Annotated in this window: 15 protein-coding genes; 8 read left to right on the top strand and 7 right to left on the bottom strand. The window is 40.2% G+C overall.

Features of this window, described 5'->3' with window-relative positions; translation table 11 throughout:
- Nucleotides 1-186 precede the first annotated feature (186 nt).
- The 7 genes from glgP to C3V44_RS06155 all read right to left on the bottom strand — a co-directional run bounded on the left by glgP (nucleotide 187) and on the right by C3V44_RS06155 (nucleotide 9,792).
- Nucleotides 187-4,428, bottom strand: coding sequence for an alpha-glucan family phosphorylase (glgP, locus tag C3V44_RS06185; protein ID WP_106095902.1), 4,242 nt, complete (start codon nucleotides 4,426-4,428; stop codon nucleotides 187-189).
- Between the two features lie 574 nt (nucleotides 4,429-5,002).
- On the bottom strand, nucleotides 5,003-6,067 hold the full coding sequence (locus C3V44_RS06180; RefSeq protein WP_106095901.1) for a hypothetical protein: 1,065 nt from the start codon (nucleotides 6,065-6,067) through the stop codon (nucleotides 5,003-5,005).
- A 14-nt stretch (nucleotides 6,068-6,081) separates the two neighbouring features.
- The gene (locus C3V44_RS06175; protein ID WP_106095900.1) at nucleotides 6,082-6,768 is read right to left on the bottom strand and encodes an anti-sigma factor; all 687 of its coding nucleotides are present in this window, start codon (nucleotides 6,766-6,768) and stop codon (nucleotides 6,082-6,084) included.
- Between the two features lie 3 nt (nucleotides 6,769-6,771).
- Nucleotides 6,772-7,311, bottom strand: a complete 540-nt coding sequence (locus tag C3V44_RS06170) for an RNA polymerase sigma factor (protein WP_106095899.1) — start codon at nucleotides 7,309-7,311, stop codon at nucleotides 6,772-6,774.
- Nucleotides 7,312-7,398: 87 nt separating this feature from the next.
- Nucleotides 7,399-7,866, bottom strand: a complete 468-nt coding sequence (locus C3V44_RS06165) for a DUF192 domain-containing protein (protein ID WP_106095898.1) — start codon at nucleotides 7,864-7,866, stop codon at nucleotides 7,399-7,401.
- A gap of 105 nt (nucleotides 7,867-7,971) precedes the next feature.
- Complete coding sequence (locus C3V44_RS06160; RefSeq protein WP_106095897.1) at nucleotides 7,972-8,793, bottom strand: carboxypeptidase-like regulatory domain-containing protein; 822 nt, start codon at nucleotides 8,791-8,793, stop codon at nucleotides 7,972-7,974.
- Nucleotides 8,794-8,799: 6 nt separating this feature from the next.
- Nucleotides 8,800-9,792 carry an outer membrane beta-barrel protein gene (locus C3V44_RS06155; RefSeq protein ID WP_048746978.1) on the bottom strand — a complete coding sequence of 331 codons (993 nt, stop codon included), beginning with the start codon at nucleotides 9,790-9,792 and terminating at the stop codon, nucleotides 8,800-8,802.
- Nucleotides 9,793-9,962: 170 nt separating this feature from the next.
- On the opposite strand from C3V44_RS06155, the gene C3V44_RS06150 reads away from it, so the two are divergent.
- From C3V44_RS06150 to C3V44_RS06115, 8 genes are all read left to right on the top strand, one after another.
- The gene (locus C3V44_RS06150; protein WP_106095896.1) at nucleotides 9,963-10,925 is read left to right on the top strand and encodes a transporter; all 963 of its coding nucleotides are present in this window, start codon (nucleotides 9,963-9,965) and stop codon (nucleotides 10,923-10,925) included.
- 492 nt (nucleotides 10,926-11,417) lie between these two features.
- A complete protein-coding gene (locus C3V44_RS06145; RefSeq protein ID WP_106095895.1) occupies nucleotides 11,418-11,987 on the top strand; it encodes a hypothetical protein in 570 nt (189 codons plus the stop codon).
- Between the two features lie 198 nt (nucleotides 11,988-12,185).
- Nucleotides 12,186-12,755 carry a sugar O-acetyltransferase gene (locus C3V44_RS06140; RefSeq protein WP_106095894.1) on the top strand — a complete coding sequence of 190 codons (570 nt, stop codon included), beginning with the start codon at nucleotides 12,186-12,188 and terminating at the stop codon, nucleotides 12,753-12,755.
- Entirely contained in the window at nucleotides 12,752-13,900 is a 1,149-nt protein-coding gene (locus C3V44_RS06135) for an alpha/beta hydrolase (RefSeq protein ID WP_106095893.1), read from the top strand. The genes C3V44_RS06140 and C3V44_RS06135 overlap by 4 nt, the downstream gene beginning before the upstream one ends.
- A gap of 156 nt (nucleotides 13,901-14,056) precedes the next feature.
- Entirely contained in the window at nucleotides 14,057-14,482 is a 426-nt protein-coding gene (locus tag C3V44_RS06130; protein ID WP_106095892.1) for a MarR family winged helix-turn-helix transcriptional regulator, read from the top strand.
- Between the two features lie 12 nt (nucleotides 14,483-14,494).
- Complete coding sequence (locus tag C3V44_RS06125) at nucleotides 14,495-14,917, top strand: organic hydroperoxide resistance protein (protein ID WP_106095891.1); 423 nt, start codon at nucleotides 14,495-14,497, stop codon at nucleotides 14,915-14,917.
- 12 nt (nucleotides 14,918-14,929) lie between these two features.
- Nucleotides 14,930-15,382, top strand: coding sequence for a bacterioferritin (locus C3V44_RS06120; RefSeq protein WP_106095890.1), 453 nt, complete (start codon nucleotides 14,930-14,932; stop codon nucleotides 15,380-15,382).
- Nucleotides 15,383-15,545: 163 nt separating this feature from the next.
- Nucleotides 15,546-16,550 carry an MBL fold metallo-hydrolase gene (locus C3V44_RS06115; protein WP_106095889.1) on the top strand — a complete coding sequence of 335 codons (1,005 nt, stop codon included), beginning with the start codon at nucleotides 15,546-15,548 and terminating at the stop codon, nucleotides 16,548-16,550.
- Nucleotides 16,551-16,571: the final 21 nt, after the last annotated feature.

Below are 16,571 nucleotides of genomic sequence, written 5' to 3'. Positions count from 1 at the left end.
GATTACTATTTTAATTTTGGTGCAAATATAAGTATTATTTTAATACAAAATCATTTTAGAGATATTTTTTTATTAATTTTAACATTTCTTATTCTTTTTAATCTCTCCAAAATAGTGGTTTTTTAACCTTTATATATTTGCTTATTTTCTTCGTATATACTTTAAAATGAAATATTTATTTATTTGTTATAACCATTTTACCAAAGCGAAATCTTGGCGGTGTGGCAATAAATTATTTTTAGGGAAAATTCTTATTGCTAAGTGCAAAGCGCCTGGATATTCTGAGGCAATTTCCAATTGATAGGTAGCTTTGTTCCCTTCTTGAGCCACTACCGTAAACTCACTTGTCGAGAGTACTTTAAACTTATCGTCTTTATGTTGGGCTACTACCAATTCTACTCCTACGTCTTCAGGACGTAATTCTCCCAATTCTAAGGTAATTTCACCTTTGTATATTTTGCCAATAGAAATGAGTTGCTCGTTGCGATTAGGCACTTTAAAGCTCACTACCTTTATGTTATCCCATTCTTGAGTTACTTTGCGTTTCCAGTTCGAAAGTTCAATAGCGATTGCAAAGTGATTGTCTTTAATCTTGGTTACACGCTCAGTCATTGGGTAATAGTATTGCTTTTCGTAATCAGTGAGCATACGAGTAGTGGTAAAGTTTACCGCCACTTTGGCAATCGTATTCTTAATGAGTGCACACCAGCGTGATGAGATGCCATCTTTATTCTTATCATAGAATATAGGAGCTATCTCGTCTTCAATAATGTTGTAAATCGTCTCTGCATCCATTTCGTCTTGATACTGCTGGTTTTCGTAGGAGCGTTCCATAGGGAGAGCCCAACCGGCATCTTCCCGATACCCTTCTACCCACCAACCATCAAGTACGCTGAAGTGCATTACTCCGTTCATTGCAGCTTTTTCACCACTGGTTCCTGAGGCTTCTAGCGGACGTGTAGGGGTATTCATCCATACATCTACCCCTTGTACCATATGGCGCGCGAGCTCCATATCGTAGTTAGGAACGAATAATATCTTGCCTAAGAACTGTGGTAATTTCGAGATTTCCACAATATTCTTAATCAAATCCTGTCCTGCTTTATCGGCAGGGTGGGCTTTACCGGCAAAGATGAACTGTACAGGACGCTCAGGATTGTTCACTATTTTATCCAAACGCTCTATATTGGTAAAGAGCAAATGAGCGCGTTTGTAGGTTGCAAAACGGCGCGCAAAACCAATGGTAAGGATATCTTCGCGTAAGTTCTCTTTGATTTCCACTAACTGACGTGGAGAGAAATAAGGGGTGTTCTTCTCTAAACGCAGCTTTTGTTCTACACGGCGCAAGAGCTTAGAACGAAGAGCCGTTTTGATTTCCCACACGCGTTGGTCAGATACCTTATAGATGCCCTCAAAGCTCTTAGGGTCGTAGTGATGTGTTTTGTAGTCTTTGCCAAACACCTCGTTTTCTACTTCTTTCCACAAGCCAGCTGTCCACGTAGGTTGGTGTACCCCATTGGTTACATAGCTAATGTGAAGTTCTTCGGGCATATAACCTGGCCACAAGTCTTTGAGGATTTCTTTACTTACCTCACCGTGTAGCCAGCTCACACCGTTTACTTCTTGCGAAAGGTTCGCTGCGAGGTTACTCATCGAGAATTTCTCGTGTGGGTTTTGCAAGTTTATTTTACCCAAAGCGAGTATTTGTTCCCAATTCACGTGCAATATATCGGCGTAATTTCCTAAATAAGCGCGTAATAAGCCTTCTTCAAAAGCATCGTGACCTGCGGGTACTGGGGTGTGAGTAGTAAAGAGTGACGAAGCGCGCACCACTTCCATCGCTTCCGAGAAAGTAAGGTTCTCGTTTTGGATATACTCGCTGAGGCGTTCCAAACCTATAAAGGCAGCGTGCCCTTCGTTGCAGTGGTAAATATCACTGTCGATACCTAGCTTGCGCAACATCTTAATACCTCCTAAACCTAATAACATTTCTTGTTTAAGACGGTTTTCCCAGTCGCCTCCATACAAGTGGTGGGTGATAGAACGGTCGTCTTCGCGGTTGTTCTCAAAATCGGTGTCGAGAAGATAAAGCTCTATACGACCTACGTCCACACGCCATACACGTGCATATAGGGTTCTGCCTGGTAAATCTATTGATATAATCAACCATTTTCCACTCTCATCTGTTACAGGCGTTACCGGTATCTTCGAGAAATCTTGTGCTTCGTAGTCGGCTTCTTGGTTACCTGCTGAAGATAGTTTTTGAGTGAAATAACCATAGCGGTATAACAAACCTACCCCAGTGATTTTAGTTGCCTTGTCGCTGGCTTCTTTTAGGTAATCGCCCGCCAAGATACCCAAACCTCCTGAATAAATCTTCAAGGAAGAATGCAAGCCGTATTCCATACTAAAATAAGAGATAGACGGACTTACCATCTCCGATTTCTTAGCCATATAGGCTTGGAAATCACCATATACTTTCGAAAGATTGCGCATAAATACCGCATCTTGCTCCAATTCTTTATAACGAGTAAGTGAGATGCTGTCCAGCAATGCAATAGGGTTCTTACGCACTTCTATCCATTGGGCTTTATCTATGTATTTAAAAACTTCGTAAGCCTCGTCATTCCAGCACCACCAAAGGTTTTTAGCGAGTTCTTCGAGCGGTTGTAAGGCTTCTGGAATTGCACGGTGGATAATCACACTGCGCCAGTTAGGCGTGTTCACCACCTTCGATTTCTCTAAATATGCCACTCCATCAGTTTCTACCGGAGGCAGACTCTCCACTCTGTCCTCTATATTTTCAAGAGTGAGTTCATAACACTTTATGTAGTATTGTACCAAGTTCTTCCACAGAGCGATTTCTGATACTTTACCTGCTGTTTCGCGAAGCTCTTGGAAGTCTTGTTCTTTCCTGTCTAATAAATTCTGAATATTCTTAGCAATCGCGCCTACTACCTCACCGTAGTTGCTATCGGTGCGCGGTACTACTTCTATCGCTTTTTGTTTTTCGGGGTAATAATCGTTCACCCACTTGCCAAAACCTGCCAAAGTAGTGGTAATGGTAGGCACTTTAAAAGCCAAACTTTCAAGTGGTGTATAGCCCCAAGGTTCGTAGTACGATGGGAAAGCGGTGCCGTCTAACCCGATGAGCAAGTCGTAATAAGAAAGGTTGAACACCCCGTCGTTGCCATTGAGATAACTTGGACAGAAAATCACTTTTACCTTATCTTCCTTCCGATTGAAGAGCTGTTGCTCATAAATACGAGTCATTATCGCATCGTGATACACATCAGGGAGAATATGGGTAAGGTGCTTTTGTTCGTTTTCGGTAGTTTGCTGAGGGTTGTGTAAATTGTTTAGCAATCCTTGGTTAGGCGCATCGTGAGCTGTAGGAATTAAGATGTAAGCCAAAAGCTCTTTCTTGTTATTAGAATTCCGATTCAGTGCTCCCAAGGCATCAATAAAGGCATCGATACCCTTGTTGCGGAACTCATATCTACCGCTGATAGCTACAATTTTGGTATCCTTGCTAATAGGTTGGGTTACCAAAGCCTGTGCCACGCTGATAAGACGCTGTTTAGCTTCTGCGCGCTTCTTATCAAAATCTTTTTCAGCTGGTACTATGGCGTCGTTGAAGCCATTAGGCGTGATGATATCAGTTTTTCTACTGAGGAAGTGCAACGCTTCTTGGGCAGTAATTTCGCTTACCGTAGTGAAGCAGTCGGCTACTTTAGTAGTTTCTTTTTCGAGGAAGTGTTTGTGTTGTACCCCAAACCGATAGGCCATTTCTTCGGGTTTGTAGTTCTTCATATCGTTGTAGAGCGGATAACCATTGCCGGCAATCGCACGACCTACTACGGTAGCGTGAGTAGTGAATACCGAACCTATTTTAGGCATTTCTTCTTCCAAATAGAGTAGTGCACTACCGGTCATCCATTCGTGGAAATGGCAAATCACGTTTTCGCGTGAAGCAGTGTTGAACTTCACAAAGCTCTCAATCACCTTCCCTACTGCATAACCAAAAAGCACCGACTCTACGTAATCCCACGGACTATTGTAAGAATCGAGCTTGTAATTATCCCAATAATAACGCAAAATCTCGTTTTTGGCACTTACATAATGAGAGAAATCTACCAGAATTACTATGGGGTTGCCTTCTATTTTCCAATTCCCCACACGCACGCGCAAGCCCTCAGATGCTGCTTTAGCACGCCACGATTTGAAGAGTTCGGGGTTTTCTACAAATTCTTTATTTTCGTTGTGTTGCCAAATATCGGGACCAATCAGAATGTATTTCCTTCTGAATTGTTTCGCAATACTCGGAGCTTTCGTGGTAATCACTGTGTGAATACCTCCTACTTTGTTACATACTTCCCAACTGGTTTCAAACACATAGTCGGGATTAATTTTCTTTGTATTACTCATTATATTTAGTGTTTAGTCGTTAGTTGTCAATTTTTAGATGTTTTATGTATCATTAGTTTCATACAATACCATTTCTCAATCGCTTTTCCCTCATTTCAGTTCCCCCTTATAATATTATCTTCTTCATCTGTTATTCGTCATTCGTCAATCGTCACTCGTCATTTCTTCCTTTTTTCGTCATACTCCCCTCCTAGTGCCTAAGGCCTTAGTCCTAACACCTATTTCTCTTTCTTTCGTCTCGAAACCCCGTTTTTAACATTTTTAGCACTGTTGTATTGTATTATGAGTCAATCACTTATATACCCTTTCTATACCAATCGTCCAAGATTCGTATAAGCTTCCTATAAGCTCCCTATAAGCTAAGTACACCCTTCCAATACCCTTTTTTCATCAAAAATCCTCTCACACTACTTCTGAAATCCTCCGTTATCTTTTGAATCGTCCAAAAGGCTACTTTTTATACCAAACAAAAAAAGTACCTTTACAAGCAACGTTGCAAAGGTACAAAGTTTTTTTGATTATAATACTATTTTCAGGAAAATAAATTTTAGCTAAGAGATATAAAACAAATCTTTTAATCTCCAAAACGTATCCCTATAGAAAAAGGATACTCGTTTACAGGATTGTTGCGGAAAAGAGGAGCGAGGCTATATCGAGCGTAAAGCACACAACTTTTATATCCTAAATGTGCCGAAAGTCCATATACCCAAGGACTGATATTTAAGTCCTCTCTTATAACATTTTTATGAATAGAACCATCGTCATATCTTATTTTCTGACTGTTGCCTATGGATACCCCTACATAACCCCCAAAACCTACTCTGAAACTGTCGTGAACAGGGTAAATGGTCACTCCGTTCTTAGTTTTAGGAGGTGTAAAATCAAATTCGAAGTCCACAGGCACGATGAGGTAATTGGTACGCAATTTCGATTTGTTAAGTTTATTAGCAGTATACTCCACCGATTTTGTTACGCCGTTTTCTCTTACAAAGTACTCGCTCTCTTTGAATTTGAGTCCGTCGTGCATCCAGGCAATTCCATAGTTGATATGCAACAAATTGTTCGTTTTAAGCAAGCGAAACCCTGATGTAAAGCCCAATTCAAACGATTTAGAACCTAAGGGTTTAAAACGATTATCACCAAAGCCATTGCTACTGTTTAAGTTGTGAAAACCTACTGCCATATAAAGCCCTATTTCGTCTAAGGCACGATTGGTATTCACTTTTTTCTCTTCTTTCTTGCGGAAAATAGTTTCTAATTCTTCCATTGCGCGCTTATACGTATCCGATTTAGCTGTGGTAACCGTATTGGTTTGGGTTTCTGTGGAGGCTGATGTCGCTCCTTCACGTATGAGTTTCGCTAAATGTTCGGCTTCAGCAGCTGTCTTTTCTTTGATATTCTTCTCGGTAGTAGCCGTGAGCTCTTCTTTCATCTGCTGACTCAGTTCTTCACTGATTTTCTTCTCTTTGAGCAACTGATTTACGGCTGAAAGTTTCTTTTTGAGCGTTTCTTTTTCTGCAAATACAATAGAGTCTATCGTGTATTTCGATTTTTTGATAGCTTCTTTGGAATGGTCTTGTGCGAAGGTGACGCTTGTCGCCAACAAGCAAATCACCCATAAAAAATGTAATGTTCTCATTTTGATATTTATTTTTAGTCTTTATTGTTTAAAACAACGCGTGTTCCTACTTCTTTTAGTAGCCTTTCAGCTAATAGTTTTACCCTGTTTCTAAGCAAGTCCCTTTCAATGGTGTTAAAAGTAGCATCTTGCTCGTATTTTTGATTTACATATTGGTTGAGTTGAGCTTGAGTAGTAGCGATAAGAGCTAAGTCTTCTGCTGATAGTTGCTGTAAATCCCCTGCTATTTGCTTTTCCATCTGTTTTGTAATTCTGGTTTCAATAGCATCGGCAGTATACTCGGCAAAAAGAGTATCTACCTCATTGATATCAAGGAGGGCAGGAGAAGCTATGGAACTCTTAGTAGCTGGCAAAGTTGTAAGAGTCCTTTGGACTATGGGAACTTTGGGAGTTTCGGTTATCGCAGTAGGAGTGAAAGTAGTACCAACAGATGATACGTTTTCTTTTTCTGTGGTTACAACTACTACTTTCTGCGATTGATATTCAGGGTTTGTATTGGTTTGTTGCTGTTGTAACAAATACCCTATCCCGAGGCACAATAGCAAGCAGGTAGCTATGGCGTAATACCACACTTTTCGGCTTTTGTGCTTTGCTTGTTGGGCTTCACTCTCGGCTAATTGCGCCTCTAACTGTTCCCATAGGGTAGGCGAGGGGGTGATTTTCCGATACCTAAATAGGCGTTGTATGCTATCTTTCCACATTTTTTAAGCTCTTTTTTTATAGTTTGTAACGTATTGTTGTAAAAGTTTTTTGGCATAAGCCAATTGCGATTTAGAAGTGCCTTCACTAATACCTAACTTCTCTGCTATCTGCTTGTGAGATTCATTTTCAAACACATAAAGGTTAAAAACGGTACGACAGGCAGAAGGAAGTTTATCTATAAAGGCTTGTATTTGTTCATCGTTAAAAGATTCATTGTCTAACTCACTCTCGTCGATAGTGTCGTAAGTATCGCTCCAATCGGTGAAGGATAGCTTTTGCGCTTTGCTTTTGAGAAAATCTATACATTCATTTACAGTAATCCTGCGTATCCACGCATAGAAGTGTTCTTGTTCTTCATATTTAGATAGACTGGTAAATATCTTGAAAAAGGCTTTCAGTAAGGCATCTTCAGCGAATTGCAAATCACTAATGTACAGCCTACACACACTCAGCAAAGCAGGAGCGTACTGGTCGTACAACTGCTTTTGCGCTAAGCGGTCGTTGCGCTGAGCTTTCTCAATGAGACGATGGTCGATTTGCATTTTTCTTTAAATGATGAATGATTTATTCTTTTTAAGGTTCAAATTAAGTACGATGTAGAAAAACAGGAGATTGTTCAACTTCATCGGTTACGGCAGTTTGATTGTACAGCCCTTTCCTATGTTGTTTTTTTCAAACCATCCTTGAGGCACTTCAAGAGCATAACGCACAGGTTCCGATGAATCCACACTTTGATGGCTGAACGGTGTCATATCGCGTGTTTCGCGAATTTCGCCATTCGAATTAATGAACGCAATCGAAAGGGGAGTAGGTGTATCTTTCATCCAAAAGCTTAACTTTTCGTCTCTTTTAAAGATAAAAAGCATACCCGTTCCTTCGGGAATATTCTCACGCCCCATATAACCTTTTGACATCTCTCGTATGGAGCGAGCAAGCTCAACTCTTATGGGAATGGTCTTGCCGTCAAGATTGGTAATGGTCAAGTCCCTCTCTTCAAACTCAAGCGTGAGTGCTGAACAAGCGCTAAAAACAAGGTAGCACAATAGGATAACTCCCATTAACAATAGTTTAGCAGATGTAAATATTTTCTTTTTCATAAGTCCTCCAATTTGCCCTTATAAACGAAGAAAAAATAAAAAGGTTGGAAAATAATTAGAAAATTTGTCAATTAGCAAATTATTTAGTTTTGGCAAAGTTGGCTTTTATTGTTTGATGATGTCGTAGCCTTTTACAGTAAAGGGAATTCCGAAGCCTCCATTCACTTGCCTGATTGTATTATCAGGGAAGCGTAACCAGCACTTGTTGGTAGTGGCGTTGAAGGTAATAGTAGCATCATCTTTACCTCTCACTTCCACAAACTGTACACCTACCCACATTTCGCCTTTGGGTACTAATACTGATAGCTTATGAGTGAAAGTTTGTGGGTTATCAGAAGGAAATAAATGAATGTAAATAGGTTCTTTGATAAGCGGAGTGAAGTTTTTGTGCTCCTTATCGGTTTGGTACACTACCACACGCAAGACTGCCATATAAAAGGTACTTTTCCTAATCTCAATACTGAACTCGGTAAGCTGAGTGTCGTTAGAAAGCGAAATGAAATCGCCTAATTCTGAGAGGACGCCACCGTGTTGCTGAAAATACTGTTTCATTTCGCCGTAAAGAGTAAAAGGGGTAGTTACTCCTTTACTTTTTACATAGCGTATTTTAGGTGTTTTCATTGTTAGGGTAGTAGTGGGGAGGTTAATTACTGCTTCGGTGAGTTGCACTTCTTTTTTGATATCACGATAAGCTAATACTTTATGTTGATAGCTCAAATGTGAAAAATAAATGCTATCAGTGGGCTTTGCCCCGAGCTTTTCGAGCGAAAAGTAACCATTTTCATCGCTAATAATACCTTTATTGGTGCCTACTATGCCTATATTCACATATTCAACAGACTCGTGATGCTTGTTTACCACCCTTTGTTGAGCAAAACAAGGGAGCGCAAAAAGTATCAGCTGGAAAAAGAGGAAACGTTTTGTCATATTCTACTAAAATTTTATACCTATTGAAAAAGGGTGTATATTGTTAGGGCTATTTTCGAATAAGGGAGCTAAACTGTATTTAGCATAAATCGAAAACCATTTGTTGCCCACTTGAGCTGATAGTCCGTAGGTGAATTTATTTACTTTCAAACCATTGCGGAGAAATAGTTTTAAATGGTCGTCTCCCTCAGTGTATTTTATCTTTTGGTTTACATCGATGAGTGCGCCAAAGTAAGCGCCTCCTCCTATATGTATTTTTGACTTAAAATTCTTTTGTAATTCAATAGGCAAGATGAGGTAATTAACACGCAGTTTAGCTCGGTCTAAAGGCTTAGAAAAAGGTACTAATTTTGTGTCACCATTTTCTGAAATGAGATAATTATTACCTTTTATGTTCAGTCTATTGCTTTGCCACACTAAGCCGTAATTGAGGGAAAGTTGTTTCTTTTTATACAATTGAGAGGTAAAAGCAAGTCCTAATTCTGTATTTAAATAGGGGTTAAAGTAAGTTTTATCATTGGTTACAGACTGTAATCCGATAGCCAAATGAATAGCTACTGTAACTCCGTGTTTATTTTCATTATATTTATTGGGCAAAGAATCTAACTGTTGAACAGTTTGTATATAGTTCTCTTTCGGCTCAGTAGATATAAGACTATCGAGCGTTGCGTTTTTTTGCAGGGTGTCCATACTGAGTTCAGTAGCCTTTTGCTGGATAAGAGCAGATAGACGTAAGCCTTCTTTATAGGTTTTCTGTTTAGTGCTCAGTTCGCTTGCTTCCTTAATCTCTTTGAGCATTTTTGCACTTTGCTCTTTGGTAATCTTGCCCTCTTTTAGCGACTGCTGAACGGCGGCTTCTCTCTTGTAAAGAAGTAGTTTTTCGGTTGCTACTATAGAATCGATAGTATACTTAGATTGCAAGATTTCTTTTTCAAAAGGATTTTGAGCCAAAAGAGCTGATACTGAAAGGATAGCAATAAGTGATAAAAGCTGTTTCATAGAAATGTCTTAATTTGTTCATTAACAATCGGTAAATTAAGGGCAAAGATAGAGAGAAATCAGTAAATTGACAAGTTAAAAAAATTAAATACGAGTTGTACAGGCAGTTTGATTAGCAAATTATTTGTACTTTTGTAGCCTTAAATCATTAGCTCATCGGTAAATTTAAAATGCTTACACTCATTCGTTTTATAAAGAATTGGACACTGCCTATTTCTATGGGCATAGGCGCTTTGGTATATCTCATATTTTACTACGTGCCTGCATTGGATGCTCTCTCACAAAAACTTGCTCCTACGTTCGACACTATACTGCCTCTGTTTATGTTCCTGATACTGTACGTTACTTTCTGCAAGGTAAACTTTAAGAAGTTGTTGCCCGTACGATGGCACTTTTGGGCAAGTCTCTTCCAAATCGTTTTGGTAGCAGCGATTGTAGGGGTGATTCTTTATTTTCGGATTGGAGGCAAGGAGTTGATACTCTTGGAGAGCATTCTTGCTTGTGTGATAGCCCCTTGTGCCGCAGCCGCAGCCGTAGTAACCTTAAAACTTGGGGGCAATTTAGAACAGATGACCACCTACACTTTCCTCTCTAATCTGCTTTGCGCCCTACTGATTCCGATTTGTTTTCCGCTGATAGAACCTGCATCGGAGTTTACTTTTTGGACTGCTTTCTCACTCATAATGCAGAAAGTGTGTTTGGTGTTGGTTGTGCCTATGCTCTTAGCACTACTCACCAAGAGCGTGCCACAACTTCACCGCTTTCACCAATGGCTGATAAACATTCCTGACCTCTCCTTCTACCTTTGGGGTTGTTCACTGATGATTGTTACCGGTACGACTCTTAAAAATATCTTCCACGCACAATCGGGGATAGGTTTTTTATTGCTCATTGCTTTTTTGGGGTTACTATTATGCCTAATGCAATACGCTATTGGGCGGTATATAGGTAGGTTTTTTGAAGCTTCGATTGAGGCAGGACAAGCCTTAGGGCAAAAGAATACGGCTTTTGCCATTTGGATAGCTACCACTTACCTGCACCCTCTTTCCACCGTAGGTCCTGGCTGTTATATTTTGTGGCAGAATATTATCAACTCAATAGAAATTTGGAAAAGAGGAAAGTATAAGGCTTAACCCTTTGAAATAAGGTTAAGTAAACGTCTTATAAAAATGAAATTTCGTATATTTACTTATTGAAATCATACAGAGAACTTTATTGCTATCTACACCGAAGCTATACCGAACCCACAGTGGCTCTACAGTGGCTCTACAGTGGCTCTACAGTGGGTCTACAGTGGGTCTACAGTGGGTCTACACCGAACGATAGGCAGTCTTAAACCGGAGAGCAGATGGACATATTTGCATTTAAAGGCCTCACCCCCGTTCCTCACATACTCCGCTCTCGCAGACTTCTCCCAAGGAGAGGGGGCAATCCATAAAAGCGACTTTTTTAATAAAAAACATCTTATATTTCTTACTATTATAGAACATTATTCTCAGGATATATAGACCATTGTTTTAAAAGTGAACGTCAGTGGAGAGCAGATGGGCACATTTGCTAATTCAGTAAATGTTTTATAATTTTGCAGTACTAATTAACAAAAGGACAAATTAACTAATAGACCTATGGCAAAAATAAAAGACAACTTAGCAATGCAAGGCATCTCGGGGAAACTCGGCAACCAAGTAGTATACTGCAGAGTAGGCGATAAGATTATTGTTGTTGCTAAACCCCGCCGAAAGCCTACTACTCACCCTACTCTTATCTCGCAAAATAACCGATTTAGGCTTGCTAGCACCTATGCCAAAAACGCTTTGCAAGACCCTGTTCTGAAAGACTTATATACAGCAGAAGCTAAACGACGTGGTGTTATCAACGCTTATAATATGGCAGTGTCCGACTATCTCAAAGCTCCTGAAATCAGACACATCGACGCCGAAGCCTATACAGGTACCCAAAAAGGAGAGCTTATAACCATTGAAGTAAGTGATAATTTTAAGGTTGTTCAGGTGAAAGTAACGATATCGCACGGTGAGGAAACCGTTGAAGAAGGCAATGCCATACTTACCGCTGACATTTGGCAATACGCTACTACTGCCCTGAACCCTGCTCTTTCAGGTAGTAAGATAGTAGTTACAGCCCTCGATAGACCCAATAATAGAGTTACCAAAGAGATTTTTTTAGATAAAAGGTAAGGATTGGAAATTAGCAAATAGGGAATTAGAGAATTAGAGAATTAGCAAATGAGAAAATGAAATCCCCGTATGCAAACAGCCTGTGTGGCTCGCACCACGGGGAGTTTTCGTCAATATATTAGCTAATCAGCAATTATTACTATCTTTGTAGCTTGAAAAGCAAAAAGTCTAACGACTAATAACTAAATACTAACGTTTATGAACAATATCTTTTCTCGTCTCCTTGCAGGAGAAACTGTTTCTTTCTTTGACCCCGATTACCACTTCATTCACGAGGCTTGTGCCGAAAGCAAAAAACTTCTTGTACGCCTCAATAACACTACCGAAACTACTGAAACAAAGCATCTATTACAAGAACTCTTTGGCAACCGAATGCACGAAACCGCTGTGATTACTACCCCTATTCACCTAAATTATGGTAAAAATCTCCGCATAGGGGCGCATACCTTTATCAACCACGATTGTTCGTTCCTCGATTTAGGCGGTATTACCATTGATGAAGAGGTGATGATAGCCCCTAAGGTTACTATTTCCAGCGAAGGACACCCCGTGGCTATCGCCAACCGCCAGAGTTTGAGTGTTGCCCACGTGCATATTTGTAAGAATGTATGGATAGGTGCTGGGGCTGTAATTACCGCTGGGGTTACCATAGGTGAAAACTCGGTAGTAGCGGCTGGCGCCGTTGTTACCAAAGATATTCCTGCTAATGTAGTAGTGGCAGGCGTACCAGCAAAAATAATTAAAGAAATAGAAAATAATACCGTATGAAGAAAATCTTTTTAACACTTACAACAGTTTTGGCTATGGCTTCTTGCCAAAACAAACAAGTGAGCAACACCGAAAATACACAAACAGAAGCTCAATCCTCTAAAACCGAAAACACTATGACACTTACACAAGAATGGGATAAGATATTCCCCAAATCAGAAAAAGTAGACCACCGCAAAGTAACCTTTAAAAACCGCTATGGCATCACCCTTGCTGCCGACCTCTATACCCCTAAAAACACTCTGGGTAAACTCGCGGCTATTGCTGTATCAGGTCCTTTTGGAGCAGTGAAAGAACAATCGTCTGGACTTTATGCCCAAACCCTTGCTGAGCGAGGCTTTGTAACCCTTGCTTTTGACCCTTCTTTTACTGGCGAAAGTTCTGGCGAACCCCGCAATATGCCCAGTCCCGAAATCAATACTGAAGACTTTTCAGCTGCTGTTGATTTCTTAGGCTCTTTGGAAAATGTAGACCGCGAGCGCATTGGTATACTCGGCATCTGCGGTTGGGGTGGTTTTGCTCTCAACGCTGCCCTTTCGGATACCCGTATCAAAGCGGTAGGCACCAGCACTATGTACGATATGACCCGCGTATCGGCTAATGGCTATGAAATAAAAATGACTCCCAATGCTCAAGGCACTTACGACCGTGTGCCAGGCAATACTCCCGAAGCACGCCGTAAGATGAAAGAGCAAATGAACAATGCACGCTGGGAAAGTGCTAAAAAAGACTATGCTTCCTACCTGCCGGCTAATAACCTCGACCCTAAAACTATCACGTCCGAAACACCTAAGTTCATTGCCGAGTATGCCGATTTTTACCGCACCAAGCGCGGTTTTCACCCTCGTGCTGTAAACTCTAACTCCGAACATTCTTGGGCTGATACCGGTATGTTAGCTCTTATCAATATGCCTATCTTGCACTACGCAGCCGAAATGCAAACCCCTGCCTTGCTCGTTCACGGCGAAAAAGCACATTCGCGCTATTTCAGTGAAGATGCTTACAAACAAATAGGTAGTAAAAGTAAAGAACTATACATCGTACCTGATGCTACTCACGTAGATTTATACGATAACAAAGCGGGCAAAATACCTTTTGATAAGTTTGAAGAGTTCTATAAAAAGTGGTTAGTTGTTAATAAATAGTCATTAGATTGTAGTGATATATATAAACTCCCTGTGTGGTATGCTACTGCACGGGGAGTTTTATCAATGATAAAATTATATTGTGTAAAATTTATTTGTTAAAAATTTGGTAGTTTAAAATAAACTCTATACCTTTGCCCCCGAAATTAAGAAACGATGACAAAAGATGCTTTAAAATTAAGCTCTCAGGTGTGCTTTCCGCTTTATGCAGCCTCACGAGAAATTACCCAACAATACGCTAAATACCTCATGCCCTTAGACCTTACCTACCCGCAGTATTTAGTGCTCTTGGTGCTTTGGGAGGAAAAAAACCTCTCGGTGAATGCCATAGGCGAAAAGCTGTATTTGGATAGTGGCACGCTCACTCCACTACTCAAGCGTATGGAAGCCAAAGAGTTGCTAACGCGTACCCGCAGTGCACAAGATGAACGCACAGTGCTGATAAACCTCACCGAGAAAGGCAAAAAGTTGCAAACCAAAGCTAAAAAGATACCAATACAACTCAAAGAAGAAACACCCCTAAGTGAGGAAGAGCTCGAAACACTTAAAACATTAGTAAACAAATTATTAAATCATAAATAAAAAAGAAGACAGATGACAACAATGTACACAGCAGTAGCCACCGCAACAGGTGGTCGTAATGGAAAAGTAGTTTCTGATAATGGTGTATTAAGCCTTGAAGTACGCACTCCTAAAGCCTTAGGTGGTGCTAACGATAATTTTACCAACCCCGAACAGCTCTTTGCAGCGGGGTATGCCGCTTGTTTTGACAGTGCTCTTAACTTAGTTATCAAACAAGCTAAAGTAACCACCGGTGAGACCGCTGTAACAGCACACGTATCTATCGGGAAACTCAATAATGGTGGTTTTGGTTTGGCAGTAACCCTGCAAGTAAACGTACCTGACGTATCGCTTGAACAAGCTAAAGAGCTCGTAGCAAAAGCCCACCAAGTATGTCCGTATTCTAACGCAACTCGTGGGAATGTAGAAGTAACCTTAGAAGTTAGTAATAATTAAAAAGAAAGAAAAATGGCAAAAACAAAAACTATCGACTTCCTACAATGGATAGGAGGAGCTCTTATCTCAGGAGCACAACAAAATTTTATTCACGCTCAAATTAATTTACAAAAGGGCTACACCAAACTCGGCAACCGTATGCTTGAGGAATACAAGGAGGAAACCGAGAACGTAACTAAGATTATTAATCGCCTTTTAGAATTGGGAGCTGTTCCTCAGTTTAAGTTTGAGGAGATAGAAATCTACCCTGAAGTAGAAGATCAACTTCGTTATGAGTGCAAACAACAAGTTGAAAGTCTTGTAACCTTAGAAAAGATGATTACAGAGGCAGATCTTGACCTTGTAACCGATGATTATTTTATCCAATACCTCAAAGAAGAAACCGATCACGCTACTTGGCTTAAGCAGCAAGTAGGTCTTATTGAGGCTATCGGTTTGCAAAACTATTTGGCAAAACAGCTATAATTTGTCAATTAGGTAGTAGCACGACAAGCAATAAATAAAACTCTCCGTGGTGAAGCCTATGTGGCTCGCATCACGGGGAAGTTTTTGTCAATTACCAATTATTAATTGTCAATTATTTTATATCTTTGTATCATCAATAAATAAAATAAAGCTAATCGACATTATGAATAGACGTAAATTCTTTCAAACCACTGCCCTCAGTGGGGGACTTTTAGCAGTTCCCTCACTAATGAGTTTCTTACCTAAAAAAACTACTGACAGCAATGTTGTAGCAACAGGATGTAACCTTAAAATTACATTGGGAGATTTGGAGCTTTTTCTCCTATCTGATGGATATATGAATGTCACTCCTCCTCAATCTATCTTTGCCCCTCAAATACCTAAAAAGGACTTTGTAAATCAGATGCAAAAACTGTATCTCAACCCCGAACTGATGCAGATGTCGGTGAATATATTGCTTATAAAATCGGCTAATAAGTATATCCTAATCGATGCTGGTAACGGGAAACATTCTGGGAAAACCAATATAGGAAGACTCCCCGAAAATCTCATAAGGATAGGTGTTTCTCCTTCTGATATTACTGATGTATTTATCACTCACGCTCACGGCGACCATATTGGGGGACTTACCACTCCTGATGGCAAACTTACTTTCCCTAATGCGCAATGTTATATCAACAAAAAGGAGTACGACTTTTGGCTATCACCTAATCCCGATTTTTCTAAAACTAAATATAAGAGAACGCCCCAGCAGTTAGAACAATACTTAAACTATTCGCGCAATATTCTCAAAGCTCTAGGCAATCATCTGCACTTCTTCAGCGCAGGTGATACTCTTTTTGGGATATTAAAAACCGAGTTAGCCGAAGGACATACGCCGGGGCATACGCTTGTAACTATCATCTCAGAGGGACGTTCATTAAAGCATTTAGCCGATACGGTTCACTCGCCTTTGCTCATTGCTAAACCCGATTGGGGTGTGTTGTGGGATACTGATTATCAGCAAGGTATTCACACACGCCTGCGCGTACTGGAAAACTGCTACAAAGAGGATACGCTTATTCTTGCAGGGCATTTACCTTTCCCTGGTTTGGGATATATAGGCAAAGAGAAGGACTACCGATGGGTGCCTTTTTCTTATGCTTCTCCTGAAGATGTAATCATTTAACGAGAACAAATCACAAATAAA

It is taken from the genome of Capnocytophaga sp. oral taxon 864 (genome assembly GCF_002998835.1).
GTDB classification, from domain to species: Bacteria; Bacteroidota; Bacteroidia; order Flavobacteriales; family Flavobacteriaceae; genus Capnocytophaga; species Capnocytophaga ochracea.
The sequence above is the reverse complement of the archived record's forward strand: the minus strand, read 5'-3'. Positions and strand labels throughout refer to the sequence as shown.